This is a genomic window from Cohnella lubricantis (genome assembly GCF_014212015.1).
Classification (GTDB): domain Bacteria; phylum Bacillota; class Bacilli; order Paenibacillales; family Paenibacillaceae; genus Cohnella; species Cohnella lubricantis.
In genome coordinates, this window is sequence record NZ_JACJVN010000024.1 from 87,674 (window position 1) to 100,483 (window position 12,810).

A 12,810-nucleotide genomic window follows, 5' to 3' on the forward strand; every position below is an offset into this window, starting at 1 on the left:
ACATTCCGGCAAGTCCTATGATCGTTACACGGCTTGAGCCTTCTTATAGTCGCTGTTCATCATGCTCTTGATCAAAGACGGCCATTTGGAATTAGGCGGACAATATTTCTTGCCGATTTTCTCAATCGTCGTATAGCCCTTGCCTATGTAGTTGTCGGAGATCAGCTGTCCGAACTTCTCGACGCTGTCGACCTTGGTCTCGAATCGGAGATATCCTTTGCTGGAGTTGAGCCCGAACAGGTTGTTGCGCTTCTTGGAGATGCCGCTGCTTCCGTTGCCGCTCTCCAGCCGCATGACAGCGACGGTGAAGTAGGCGTTGATCCCGTATTTGGATTCCACGTCCAGGATAGCCTTCTCAAGGCCATGTCCCGCGAGGTCGGTGCCTTTGAACATAGCTTGAAGGTCGCTCTCGGACAAGCCCGAGACGGATTTGACGTCATATTTGCTGCTTTGCGACACTTTTGCGGTTTTCTTCGCTGCCTTGTTGGCAGAGGATCTGACGGAGGCGATCTTCACCTCATTTGATTTCTTAGGGGCTGCCGATAGCGTCTTGGCGGGAGCCGGGACGGCGTAGCCGCCGTGCACGTAGCCTTTGCCGTCCAGCTTCAGCCATCCGTTGCTTAGCTTCTCGACGACGGTTAACTGGGTGCCCTTCTCGACGACATCGATAATCTTGGAATCGGCGGACGAAGCGGAGCGAACGTTCAGATAATAGGCGGTCGTTACATATGGCACAGGTTCGGGTATCTTAAGATCGGCTGCATACAGGGCGCCGGCCGATGCGCGATCGGCAAAGGCGTTGCCGAGGAAGAAGACAATGCCGAAGAAGATGACGGCATACAGAACGTTGACATATGGTCTTTGGACACGAATTCTTAACATAAGGCCACTCCTCCTTCAGGTATGGTGGAGACAGGTTACCCTGATTGTACGGTGAAGCCGCCGAGAAGCGTGTCAAAGCCTCTGAGCGGTTCTCAGATTTATTTGTCGCAATTGGCTATTTTTCAAGCCAATTCAGTCGATGGATGGGAGCAGGATGTTAAGAATATTTTAATGTTTGGCGATTAACCGCCCCATATGAACCCGACAGGCAAGCGTGGATCCGCCCGATCGCAAGGGCTGACAGTTACGGTAAAATTGGCTATGATAGGTCAGGGCATACCCCGTTTCGCCATTGCAATTGGGGTTCGCAGATGAATGCGGAAGCTAGAACGAACGGGTGCAAAAGTGTATAATTACGCTTAGTCATTGTGTAAATGGAGGAAAATTTCGATGTCTCAATTGTTAACGGGCAAGACAATCGTGGTCATGGGCGTGGCCAACGAGCGGAGCATTGCTTGGGGAATTACCCAATCCTTGCATGGACAAGGCGCCAAGCTGATCTTTACTTACCGGAAGGACCGATCGCTCGAGAAGCTGAAGAAGCTGCTCGAGGAGAACCGGATCGAGCCGAAGCTGGTCGTGCAGTGCGACGTGTCCGACGACGCGAGCATTCAAGCCGCCTTCGATAAGATCGGAACGGAAGCCGGCGTCATTCACGGCGTGGTGCATTCGCTGGCGTACGCGGATAAGGAAGGCCTGTCGGGCGAATTCTCCGACATCTCGCGCGCGGGCTACATGACGGCGCAAGACGCGAGCTCCTACTCGCTGATCGCGGTGGCCAGGGAAGCGAAGAAGTGGATGACCGAGGGCGGCAGCATCGTCACCCAGTCGTACATAGGGGCAGAACGCGTCGTCAAAAATTACAACGTCATGGGCGTCGCCAAGGCCGCCCTTGAAGCGAGCATGCGCTATCTGGCCGAAGACCTCGGCAAGCATGGCATCCGCGTCAACGCGGTGTCCGCCGGCGCGGTCCGGACGCTGTCCGCGAAGGGCGTGGCCGGCTTCAACGAGATTCTGTCCACGACCGAGGAGCGGGCTCCTCTTCGCCGCAACATCGACAGCGCGGAAGTCGGGGACGCCACCATGTTCCTGCTGAGCGACCTGTCGCGCGGCGTGACGGGCGAAGTGCTGCACGTAGACGCGGGCATGCATATTCTCGGACTGTAAGTTCGGATGTCTCGACGACAATAAGGAAAGACCGCATCTGCGCTGTAAGCGCGGGATGCGGTCTTTTGTTGGTATGCGCCGGGCGGCGCAAGCGAGGCCGAGTCTGTGATCAGTGATTCGCCTTGGCATCTTCGTTGTCGTTGGACAGACGCGATACCTCGAACAGCTTGAACAGCAGGCTCATCACGATGCCGACGACGGTGGCGAGCGCCATGCCGGACAGGGAGAAGTCGTGGAACGTGATCTTGGCGCCGGACAGACCGGTAATGAGTACGACCGTCGTCAAGTACAGGTTCGTCGGCTTGCTGTAGTCGACCTTGGCTTCCACGAGCATGCGAAGGCCCGAAGCGGCGATGGAGCCGAACAGCAGCAGGGAGATACCGCCCATGACGGCGGGAGGGATGCCGGCGATCAGCTGCGAGAGCTGGCCAAGGAACGACAGCACAATGGCGATCACGGCCGCTCCGCCGATGACGAAGGTGGAGTACACGCGCGTAATGGCGAGCACGCCGATGTTCTCGCCGTACGTCGTGTTCGGCGTCGCGCCGGTGAAGCCGGAGAGGATCGTCGAGACGCCGTTACTGAGCATCGACCGGCCCAGGCCCGGATCCTTCGTCAGATCCTTGCCGACGATGTTGCCGGTGACGATCAAGTGGCCCGTATGCTCGACGACAACGACGAGCGCGGCCGGCACGATGGTCGCGATCGCCGACCATTCGAACGAAGGCGCCGTGAACGCCGGCAGCGCGAAGAAGGAGGCATTCTCGACGCCGGAGAAGTCGGTGAGGCCGGCGGCCCAAGCGATCAAGTAGCCCGCGACGATGCCGAACAGGATCGGAATGATCCGCATGAAGCCGCGGAACAGGATAGAGCCGAGCACCGTGATAAGCAACGTGGCGATCGATACCGTGACGGTGGTGGCGTCAAGCTTCCAGCCTTCCGACCCGTCGGAGATCCAGCCGGCCATCTTCGCGGCGGTCGGAATGAGCTCCAGGCCGATGACGGCGACGATCGGGCCCATGGCCGCTGGCGGGAACACGACGTGAACCCAGTCGGTGCCGGCCCATTGAATGATGAGGGCGACGATGACGAAGATGACGCCCGAAGCGATGAAGCCGCCGAGCGCGGCGGAATAGCCGTCGCCCGGATTCGCGTAATTGGCGATGACGGCGCCGGCCGGCGCGATGAACGCGAAGCTCGATCCGAGGTAAGCTGGAATTTTGCCTTTGCAGATCAGAATGTACAGAAGAGTGCCGATGCCGTTCATGAGCAGGCAGATGGCCGGATCGACGCCAAGCAGGTTCGGAACGAGCACCGTCGAGCCGAACATGGCGAAGAGGTGCTGCAGGCTGAGCAGAACGCTTTGGCCGAACGGGGGTCTTTCGAGAACGCCGATCTCACGTCTCATTGCAGTTGAATTCCTCCATTTATATAGGTTCAATTCCGAATTTCCTTTGTAGATTCTACATAGACCGACACGCGTTGACAAGCATTTCCTTGAAAGTTTTCGATTCTTGCCGAATATTTATTCTATCTGCGAGCATAACCGCTTTAAGCCGCCGCTATAACGCAAGCAAGGCCCCGCTCGGAAGCGGGGCCTTGCTTAATAGAGGAGAATGCGCGAGTTTACACGCCCGAATACGAGAGGAACCCGCCGTCGACCGGCACGACGGTGCCGGTGACGAAGCCGCTCGTTGCGTTGTCGACCAGCCACAGCAGTGCGCCGAGGAGATCCTCCGGCTCGCCGAAGCGGCGCATCGGCGTGTGCGAGATGATCTTATGCGAGCGGGGGGTCAGCGATCCGTCCTCGTTGGTGAGCAGATTGCGATTCTGCTCGGTCAGGAAGAAGCCCGGCGCGATCGCGTTCACGCGGATGCCGGATTCGGCTAGATGAACGGCAAGCCACTGCGTGAAGTTCTCGATCGCCGCCTTGGCTGCGCTGTACGCCGGCACCTTCGTCATCGGCGATGGTGCGCTCATCGAGGAGACGTTCAGCACGACGCCGCCTTCTCGGCCGATCATATCCTTCGTGAATTCTTGCGTCGGAATGAGTGTGCCGATGAAGTTCAGGTCGAACACGTTGCGGAAGCCCGGAATGCTGAGCCCGAAGAACGTCGTGACGTTCGGCTGCTCCAGATCCTCCGGCCGGAACGTCTCGTTCGTCGTGTTAGCGCTCGGATGGTTGCCGCCGGCTCCGTTCAACAGAATGTCGCACGGGCCTAGCTTCGCGCGCACGACATCCGCCGCCGCCTTGACGCTGGCTTCGTCTGTCACGTCGCAAGCGACAGCGATGGCCGTTCCGCCAGCCGCTTCGATCTCTTCGACGACCTTCAAGCCTTTCGCTTCAGTGCGGTTCAGAATCGCTACCTTCACGCCCTGACGGGCGAGTTCAATGGCCATGACGCGGCACAGAACGCCGGATCCGCCGGTGATGACGGCAACTTTGCCCGCGAGCGCGGGATGGTCGGGAAGCTGCGGTCTTAAGCTCATGCCTCGTTCCCCCTCTCAATAGATGCGCCTCGTTGATAGGCGTCCCACAATCCCCATAGATACATAATACCGAGCGCGCGGTCGTACAACCCGTAGCCGGGACGGCACTGCTCGCCCCACAGATGCCTGCCGTGGTCCGGACGCGCGTAGCCGGTGAAGCCGATGTCATGGTACGCCTTCACGATGCCCGCAATGTCGACGGAGCCATCCTGCGTGCGGTGCGATGTCTCGACGAAGTCGCCGTTCTCATACACCCGCACGTTGCGAATGTGCGCGAACGGAATGCGATCCGCGAATTCGTGAATCATGGCGACGATGTCGTTGGCCGGATTGGCGCCGAGTGAACCGCTGCACAGCGTGATGCCGTTGTACGGGCTGTCATACAGCTTCAGGAACCGGCGCAGATTGTCTTGGCCGGTGATGATGCGCGGCAGTCCGAAGAGCGGCCACGGCGGATCGTCCGGATGAATCGCCATTCGGATGCCGTTCGCCGCCGCGACGGGGATGATCTCGCTGAGGAAGCAGCTTAGATTCTGCCACAGATGCTCTTCGGTGACGCTCTTGTAAGCTTCGAACAGCTTCGTCAGATGCGCGAGACGCTCCGGCTCCCAGCCGGGCATCGTCAACGCCGAATTCTCGTTAATTCGCCGCACCAGCTCGAACGGATCGAGGTCGGCCATTTTGCTTTTCTCATAGAAGAGCGCCGTTGAACCGTCCTCGAGCTCCTTGTGAAGATCGGTCCGCAGCCAGTCGAACACGGGCATGAAGTTATAGCAGATCACCTTGACGCCGACTTGTCCAAGCTTCTGGATCGTTCGTTTGTAATTCTCGATGTACTTGTCGCGCGTCGGCAAGCCGAGCTTGATATCCTCGTGCACGTTAACGCTCTCGACGACATCGATGGCAAGGCCTGCCTTCGCCGCTTGGTCGCGGACCTCCAGGATCTTGTCCATCGGCCATTCCTCGCCTGCGGGCACGTCGTGCAGCGACCAGACGATGTCGGTTACGCCGGGAATTTGCTTAATCTGATCCAGCGTCACGGTGTCGTTGCCTTCGCCGAACCACCGAAATCCCATTCGCATCTTCGATTCCTCCTCGGACATGTGTTCTCTCTTATTTAAAATAATGCGGGAATCTCTCCCTCAGCACCGCTTGGTCGCGAATGCTTAAGGAGAGATGCTCTTGCATGACCCGGTCGGCCAAGCCGGCGTCGCCGTCCCGAATGGCAGAGACCATCTGCTCGTGCTGCGAGTAGAGGTGGTTCCACTCATGGTCGCTGACAAGCCTGAGCAGACGGCTGCGGTTCAAGTGCGCGTTCATCTGCTGGATGACCGCCCATGTGTTCCTCTTGCTGCAGCCTTCGAAGATCGTCCGGTGAAAGGCTTCGTCCAGCTCGAACATCCGTTTGTCGTTCGATTCAGCCATGCTCTCGCGCTGCAGCCGAAGATTCGTCTCGAGCTGCTTCATCGTATCGGCAGGGAAGGAGGCACAAGCGAGCCGAATGACAGCTCTCTCCAATTGCTCGCGCATGAAGCGCGCCTCTTCTACCAGCTCCGGATCGATGAGCGAGACGAACGTGCCGCGCTGAGGCAGCACCTGCACGAGACCTTCCTGACCGAGCCGGACGAAGCTCTCGCGAACAGGCGTCCGGCTGACGCCGAATGCCAGCGAGCTCTCCTTCTCCGATAACGCTGTGCCCGGCGGCAGCTCCAGATTGAGAATCTGCTCTCTAAGCTTCGCATATACTTCACTTCGGGCGGATGGGGCTCTATTCGAATCCATCTCTCGTCCTCCTATCTATTCCATTCTACCAGACTTGTATGGTAGTATGGAAGTGCTTAATCCATAGTAGATTTGATAAGGCAAGTTGGATAAGAGGAGTTGACGATGCCGCGATATGAAGCTGACGATTCGGAAAGTGTTGAAGCGGCTTCAAGAGCCGATAACGGCGGAGATGCCGGATTCGACGGTCGATAAGCTGATCACGGGCGAACCGGATACGATTGTCACCGGCATCGCTACGGCGTTCATGCCTTCGCAGTCTGTCATTGAGCAAGCGATCGCCATGGGCGCGAATTTATTGATTGCGCATGAAGGGCTGGATTACAGCCACGCCGGTTCGGCAGCCGATCTGGCAGCCGATTCGGTGTATCTAGCGAAGCGGCGTCTGATCGAACAATCGGGGCTTGCGATCTATCGATTCCATGACGGCATTCACCGGTATCGCATCGACGGCATCACGTTGGGACTGATTCGGACGCTTGGTTGGGAAGCTTATGTGAGCGAGCATCGGGCAGCCGCCTCGCTGTTGACCTTGCCGCGCTGGACCGTCCGCAATATAGCGAAGCATCTGAAGCAGAGGCTGCACGTTCCGTTCGTCCGCGTCGTCGGGGACTTGGATACGCTGTGCGAATGCGTCGGCATCGCGGTCGGCTATCGCGGCGGCGGGGCGACGGCCATTCCGCTCTTCGGCGCAGATGGCGCAGACTTGGTCATCGCGGGCGAAGGTCCCGAGTGGGAGACGCCGGAGTATGTTCGGGACGCCGTACGCCAAGGCAAACACCAAGCGCTGATCCTTCTCGGGCATGCGGCAAGCGAAGAGCCCGGAATGGCGGAATTGGCCTTAACGCTGCAGGCATGCTGGCCAGGCGTTCCGGTACGTTTTCTAAAGGATGCCCCGTTATTCCAGTGGGTTTAAGACAGCAGGCGTTGACAAGCCGGACCCCTCCCACGATAATAGGTAAGCCAACGAATGGCTTACTTTAATCAACGAAGAGGGGCTTCTTCCGCGTGACCAGACCAACGAATTTAAATTGGATTGTAATAGGTTTGCTGCTAGCGTTATTCATCGGGGCGCTTGATGTGACAATCGTCAGCACGGCGATGCCGAACATTACCGAAGAGCTGCGAGGCGGCCATCTGTTCAGCTGGGTGTTCACCATATATACGCTGACGACGTGCGTAGCGACGCCGATCTTCGGCAAGCTGACCGATCTGTTCGGAAGGAAGCTCGTATTCGGCATCGGTGTCTTCCTGTTCATCGCCAGCTCGGTATTGTGCGGCTTGGCCAACTCCATGACCGCGCTTATCTGGTTCCGGGCGTTGCAGGGGATCGGAGCGGGAGCGTTGAACCCCGTCTGCTTCACGATTGTCGGCGATCTCTTCACCGGCGAGAAGCGCGGCAAGATGATGGGCGTATTCGCCTCCGTCTGGTCGATCGCCGGTCTGCTGGGACCGCTTGTCGGCGGATACTTCGTCGACCAGGTCGACTGGCGGTGGATCTTCTTCATTAACGTGCCGATCGGCCTCGTCTCGCTAGTTCTCGTGCTGGCATTCTTGAAGGAAAGCTTCGATAAGCAGAAGAAGAGAATCGATTATCTCGGCGCGGCGACGTTCACCGTTGCCGTCTCTGCACTGATGTACGCGCTGCTTAGCGGGGGGAACGAGTATGCGTGGGATTCCCCTGTCATCGTCTTGCTGCTTGCCGTCAGCGCGGCGTTCTTCTTGCTCTTCCTCTGGGTTGAGAAGCGGGCACGGGAGCCGATGATTCCGCTTAAGCTGTTCCGAAGCCGTGTGATGTACATCTCGAATCTGAGCAACTTCCTGGCGTTCACGATCTCGTCCGGCGTGACGATCTATGCGCCGATCTGGATACAATCCGTGCTTGGCCATTCAGCGACAAGCTCCGGCCTCATGGTGATGCCGATGACGATCGCATGGCCGCTCGCGTCGAACGTGGTCGGCCGCTTGATGTACAAGATCGGCGTCAAAGCAAGCGTCGTTACCGGCGCCTTCATCGTCGCTGCCGGAGCCGCCTGGCTTACTGCGCTGCAGATCGGTTCGCCGTATGCCTACTGGGTTTGTATCTTGAGCTTGATCGGCTTCGGTATGGGCTTCATCGCGACGCCGACGACCGTGATCGTCCAGTCGTCGGTTGGATGGGAGCTTCGCGGCGTGGCGACGTCAACCATCTCGCTGGTGCGTTCGTTCGGCCAGACGGTGGGCGTCGCCGTGTTCGGCACGATCTACAATCATTACGCCGTCGGCGAGAACCCTCCGCCGTCCGCGATGGCAAGCGGCATGCACGGCATCTTCGTGCTGATGATCGCCATCGCATTGGCGCATGTATTCTCGGTGTTGTTCCTGCCTTCCAACCGCCGAGCGGATGCGGAGCAGCCATCCTAAAGCTCACGGCTTGATAATCGTTCAAGGAAGCGTTTCTTGCCGAGAGGCAGGCAGCGCTTCTTTGTATTCAAGGGGGCGCATATCGACTCTTGACTTGGAAGAGGATAATTGTATACATTTGTATACGATATGGTAATAACATGAATTCCACATCGATTAAGACAAAGGAAGGGAGCGAACGCTAGGATGGCAAGGGATATGGCGCGAGGCGGTTCGTCTGAAGGCGGCCGGGGCAGAAGAGGCATGCACGGCGATCTCAATGGCCGCCGCGGCGGAAGAAGGAAGCACGACGATCCGGACGGCCGCCCGGAACGCGGAGCGAATTGCGCGCAGACGTTCCGACGGGGGCGAGCCATCGCGTTTCTCGAGCGGCTTGAAGGCATGCGGAATACGCTGGCCAAGCAGCTTCGCGAGCCGGAGTTCGATTCGATACGTCCTGTGATCTGCGGCGAGCTTAAAGCGATCGACACCGTCATCCAAGCGTTCGTCCAGACATTCGAGCTTCAGGAGCCGTCCGAAGCCCGGCAAGAGCCGAAGCTGGATGAGGGCGAAGGAATGCAATCCGAGACTTAATACTAGAAGATGAAGGAGCAATCGGAGCCATGAACACATTGGAAGCGATTCAGACCCGCCGTAATATTAAAGCATTCAAACCGGAAGCGGTAGACAAGGAGCGGATCATTGGCTGGTTGGAAGCGGCCAGCTTCGCTCCGAACCATCGGATGACGGAGCCGTGGGAGATTCGCTTCGTCGGACCCGAGACGAGAGCGCTGTTGAACCATAAGACAGACTTCGGCGGAGCGCCTGCCGTTATCGTCATAACATCCAAGGGAGGCGCGTCCGAGCCGGAGCGTGAAGAGAACTTAATGGCTGCCGCCTGCTTCGCCCAGAACTTCCTGCTCGCCGCTCATGCGGAAGGAGCGGGTGCCTTCTGGTCTTCGCTCGCGGCTTCGCCGCGCAGCCGCGACATTCTCGGCATTCCGGAAGGGCACGACGTCGTCGGCATCTTCGGCGTTGGAATCCCAGCCGAGATCCCGCCGTTGAAGGATCGGACGCCGATCGCGCTGAAGATCGCCGCCGAGCTGGCTTAAGGAGGCGGCAAGGTGAGCGGGAATGCGATACCGGCGGGGCTTCAAGCGCCGGCTCCTAATCGTTGGATCATCTTAGCGAACGTCTCTCTAGGTACCTTCATGTCCACGCTGGACAGCAGCATAGCTAACGTAGCGCTTCCGACGATGTCGGCCGAGCTTGCCGCTCCGGTACATCTCATCCAGTGGGTGCTGACCGCCTATTTGCTCACGATCTGCGCGACGCTGCCGATCATGGGCAAGCTGTCGGACATGTGGGGGCGAACCCGCGTCTATCAATTCGGCTTCCTGCTGTTCGCCTTCGGGTCCGCTTGGTGCGGATTATCCCATTCGCTCAGCATGCTCATCGGCTCCCGCATCATCCAAGCGCTCGGCGCGGCTTGCCTGATGTCGAACAGTCAGGCGATCGTCGCGCAGACGTTCGCGAATGGCGATCGGGGACGCGCGCTCGGAATCATCGGCACGGTCGTGTCGCTCGGTTCCCTGACCGGGCCGGGCATCGGCGGCATCCTTGTCCATCACTTCGGCTGGCCGACGATCTTCTGGATCAACGTGCCGATCGGAGTCATGGCGTTCATCGCCGGCATGTTCATTCTGCCCAAGGACTCGGCGGCGCGCAGGGAGCCATTCGATTATACGGGCTCCGGCTTGTTCATCGTTGGCATGACGGCCTTCCTCTACTCGCTGTCCAACGCACAGGATTGGGGCTGGTCGTCTGCATCGGCGATCGGAGGGCTTGTGGGCGCGGTCTTAGTACTCGTCGTCTTCTTCCTGTGGGAGAAGCGCACCCGGTTCCCGATGGTGGACTTCAGCTTGTACCGAATTCCAGCGTTCGCGGTAGGCAACTTGACGGCGCTGCTCGTGTTCACGGCCAACTTCTTCACGACGGTGCTGATGCCCTTCTTCATGCAGAATGTGCTCTCCCTCTCCGTTGAGCATACCGGCTACATGATGATGGTGTATCCGATCACGATGGCCGTCGTCGCGCCAATGTCCGGCTACCTATCCGACCGGATGGGCTCCAAGCTGCTGACAACGGCTGGGCTCTTCGTGATGCTGGCGGGCTTCGCCTGCTTGCTGACGCTGTCTGCGCATGCCAGCTTGGTCTTGCTCGCGGTGTTCCTCGCCATGTTCGGCATGGGCAGCGGCTTGTTCCAATCCCCGAACAATGCGAGCATCATGGGCGCGGTGCCGGCGAAGAAGCTCGGCTCGGCCGGCGGCTTGAACGCGCTGGCTCGCAATGTCGGCATGGTGCTCGGCACGTCCGTCTCCGTCTCGATCTACGCCACGGGCCTGCAGCACTTCGGCGGCGGCGTGGCGACTCCGGACCCGCACGCGATGATGAACGCGCTGCGGATCTCGTTCGCAGCCGGCGGCGCGGTCTGCGTACTGGCGCTTGCCGTCTCGGCTAGACGCCTTAAACTGTGACCAGAATGTCGAGGTTATCGAATGTCCTTCCAATCGCTCCAGCAAAATTTATATTATATCTTGCTCGCCATCAACCTCATGCTGGCGATCAGCGTCATCTTCCTCGAACGCCGCAATATCGGCGCGACTTGGGCTTGGCTGATGGTGTTCCTCTTCCTGCCGGTCATCGGCTTCGTGCTGTATTTGGTGTTCGGCCAGAATTTGAGCCGCATGAAGATCTACAAGGTCCGCAAGGAGAGCAAGGAGAGGATCGACCGCTTGATCCAGCGGCAGCGGAATGACTTCAAGGAACGCAGGCTCGTGTACAACGACCCGGCCGCGGCGGAATACGAGGACCTGATCTATATGAATCTATCGAGTGCCATGGCCTTGTACAGCCAAGACAATTCGGTCGATCTCTATACGGACGGCCCCTCCAAGTTCGAAGCCTTGCTCCGGGATCTGGAGCAAGCGAAGGAGCATATCCACCTCGTCTACTATATCGTGAACAACGACGGCATTGGCCGGAAGCTGCTCGAATGCTTGACACGCAAAGCACTGGAAGGCGTGAAGGTGCGCTTCTTGTACGATCCCGTCGGCAGCCACCGGCTGCCTGCCGGGTTCTTCTCGCCGCTTGAGCGCGCGGGCGGAGAGACATCCGCCTTTTTCCCATCGAGAATCCCTTATTTGAACTTCCGCGTCAATTACCGCAATCATCGCAAGCTCGTCATCGTCGACGGCCGGATCGGCTATATCGGCGGCTTCAACGTCGGCGACGAATATATGGGGCTCGACCGGCGATTCGGCTATTGGCGGGATACGCACCTGCGGATTATGGGCAGCGCGGTGCAGCAGATGCAAGCGCGGTTCATATTGGATTGGCGGCTGGCGTCCAAGCGAGAGCTTGAAGAGGTCGCCGGGTTGTTCCCTCCGCCGGAGAACAATGGCCGAATCGGGATGCAGATTGTCGCGAGCGGGCCGGATCAAGCGCAGGAGCAAATCCGCAATGCCTACATCCGCATGATTCACCATGCCAAGGAGAGCGTCTGGATCGAGACGCCTTACTTCATTCCCGACGAGAGCCTGCTGAACGCCCTCCAGATGGCCGCTCTGTCCGGCGTTGACGTTCGCATCATCATCCCAGGCATACCGGACCATCAGATGGTCTACTGGGCGACGCATTCTTATCTAGGAGATCTGTTGCCGCTTGGCGTGAAGTGTTATCTATATCAGAATGGGTTCCTGCACGCCAAATCGATGGTTGTCGACGGCAAGGCCGCGACGGTCGGCACCGCCAACTTCGATATCCGCAGCTTTAAGCTTAACTTCGAGGTGAATGCCATCCTGTACGATCAATCCGTCGCGCGTCAACTGCAGGCGATCTTCCAGAAGGATATGGCGCACAGCCAGATATGGACGCTGGACGATTATATGAAGCGCCCGCGAAGCCATAAGTTTCGGGAGTCGGTTACCCGCTTGCTGTCCCCGATCCTGTAGCCATTAAATAAACCAACCGACAGAGGAAGCCTCAAAGAGCCGTTGCATCGGCTCTTTGAGGCTTCCTTTGTTCTTCTTGCCCGCAAGGGTGAAT

12 protein-coding genes are annotated in these 12,810 nt (G+C 58.6%); 7 read left to right on the forward strand and 5 right to left on the reverse strand.

Annotated features, from left to right (window positions below):
* Window positions 1-24: 24 nt before the first annotated feature.
* Complete coding sequence (locus H4Q31_RS06340; RefSeq protein WP_185178230.1) at window positions 25-882, reverse strand: SH3 domain-containing protein; 858 nt, start codon at window positions 880-882, stop codon at window positions 25-27.
* A gap of 390 nt (window positions 883-1,272) precedes the next feature.
* Between H4Q31_RS06340 and fabI the strand changes: the two genes are divergently transcribed.
* Entirely contained in the window at window positions 1,273-2,049 is a 777-nt protein-coding gene (fabI, locus tag H4Q31_RS06345) for an enoyl-ACP reductase FabI (RefSeq protein ID WP_185178231.1), read from the forward strand.
* Between the two features lie 109 nt (window positions 2,050-2,158).
* Here the strand turns inward: fabI and uraA are convergent, their stop codons facing one another.
* The 4 genes from uraA to H4Q31_RS06365 all read right to left on the reverse strand — a co-directional run bounded on the left by uraA (window position 2,159) and on the right by H4Q31_RS06365 (window position 6,321).
* Entirely contained in the window at window positions 2,159-3,457 is a 1,299-nt protein-coding gene (gene uraA / locus H4Q31_RS06350; protein ID WP_185178232.1) for a uracil permease, read from the reverse strand.
* Window positions 3,458-3,675: 218 nt separating this feature from the next.
* Window positions 3,676-4,539, reverse strand: coding sequence for an SDR family oxidoreductase (locus tag H4Q31_RS06355; RefSeq protein ID WP_185178233.1), 864 nt, complete (start codon window positions 4,537-4,539; stop codon window positions 3,676-3,678).
* On the reverse strand, window positions 4,536-5,621 hold the full coding sequence (gene uxuA, locus H4Q31_RS06360) for a mannonate dehydratase (protein ID WP_185178234.1): 1,086 nt from the start codon (window positions 5,619-5,621) through the stop codon (window positions 4,536-4,538). Before uxuA ends, H4Q31_RS06355 begins: the two co-directional genes overlap by 4 nt.
* A 31-nt stretch (window positions 5,622-5,652) precedes the next feature.
* The gene (locus H4Q31_RS06365) at window positions 5,653-6,321 is read right to left on the reverse strand and encodes a GntR family transcriptional regulator (protein ID WP_185178235.1); all 669 of its coding nucleotides are present in this window, start codon (window positions 6,319-6,321) and stop codon (window positions 5,653-5,655) included.
* A gap of 115 nt (window positions 6,322-6,436) precedes the next feature.
* On the opposite strand from H4Q31_RS06365, the gene H4Q31_RS06370 reads away from it, so the two are divergent.
* The 6 genes from H4Q31_RS06370 to cls all read left to right on the forward strand — a co-directional run bounded on the left by H4Q31_RS06370 (window position 6,437) and on the right by cls (window position 12,716).
* Window positions 6,437-7,237, forward strand: a complete 801-nt coding sequence (locus H4Q31_RS06370) for a Nif3-like dinuclear metal center hexameric protein (RefSeq protein ID WP_185178236.1) — start codon at window positions 6,437-6,439, stop codon at window positions 7,235-7,237.
* Between the two features lie 131 nt (window positions 7,238-7,368).
* Entirely contained in the window at window positions 7,369-8,724 is a 1,356-nt protein-coding gene (locus tag H4Q31_RS06375; protein WP_221626750.1) for an MDR family MFS transporter, read from the forward strand.
* 186 nt (window positions 8,725-8,910) lie between these two features.
* Window positions 8,911-9,297 (forward strand): hypothetical protein, encoded by a 387-nt coding sequence (locus H4Q31_RS06380; RefSeq protein WP_185178238.1) that lies wholly within the window; start codon window positions 8,911-8,913, stop codon window positions 9,295-9,297.
* Between the two features lie 29 nt (window positions 9,298-9,326).
* Entirely contained in the window at window positions 9,327-9,815 is a 489-nt protein-coding gene (locus H4Q31_RS06385; RefSeq protein ID WP_185178239.1) for a nitroreductase family protein, read from the forward strand.
* 12 nt (window positions 9,816-9,827) lie between these two features.
* On the forward strand, window positions 9,828-11,240 hold the full coding sequence (locus H4Q31_RS06390) for an MFS transporter (RefSeq protein WP_311771694.1): 1,413 nt from the start codon (window positions 9,828-9,830) through the stop codon (window positions 11,238-11,240).
* Window positions 11,241-11,261: 21 nt separating this feature from the next.
* Window positions 11,262-12,716: a cardiolipin synthase gene (cls, locus tag H4Q31_RS06395; protein WP_185178240.1), complete on the forward strand. Its 1,455-nt coding sequence runs from the start codon at window positions 11,262-11,264 to the stop codon at window positions 12,714-12,716.
* Window positions 12,717-12,810: the final 94 nt, after the last annotated feature.

Excerpts from the sequence above, each read along its gene's own strand:
- H4Q31_RS06340 (WP_185178230.1), bottom strand. The coding sequence starts at position 882 with ATGTTAAGAATTCGTGTCCAAAGACCATATGTCAACGTTCTGTATGCC.
- fabI (WP_185178231.1), top strand. The coding sequence starts at position 1,273 with ATGTCTCAATTGTTAACGGGCAAGACAATCGTGGTCATGGGCGTGGCC.
- uraA (WP_185178232.1), bottom strand. The coding sequence starts at position 3,457 with ATGAGACGTGAGATCGGCGTTCTCGAAAGACCCCCGTTCGGCCAAAGC.
- H4Q31_RS06355 (WP_185178233.1), bottom strand. The coding sequence starts at position 4,539 with ATGAGCTTAAGACCGCAGCTTCCCGACCATCCCGCGCTCGCGGGCAAA.
- uxuA (WP_185178234.1), bottom strand. The coding sequence starts at position 5,621 with ATGCGAATGGGATTTCGGTGGTTCGGCGAAGGCAACGACACCGTGACG.
- H4Q31_RS06365 (WP_185178235.1), bottom strand. The coding sequence starts at position 6,321 with ATGGATTCGAATAGAGCCCCATCCGCCCGAAGTGAAGTATATGCGAAG.
- H4Q31_RS06370 (WP_185178236.1), top strand. The coding sequence starts at position 6,437 with ATGAAGCTGACGATTCGGAAAGTGTTGAAGCGGCTTCAAGAGCCGATA.
- H4Q31_RS06380 (WP_185178238.1), top strand. The coding sequence starts at position 8,911 with ATGGCAAGGGATATGGCGCGAGGCGGTTCGTCTGAAGGCGGCCGGGGC.
- H4Q31_RS06385 (WP_185178239.1), top strand. The coding sequence starts at position 9,327 with ATGAACACATTGGAAGCGATTCAGACCCGCCGTAATATTAAAGCATTC.
- cls (WP_185178240.1), top strand. The coding sequence starts at position 11,262 with ATGTCCTTCCAATCGCTCCAGCAAAATTTATATTATATCTTGCTCGCC.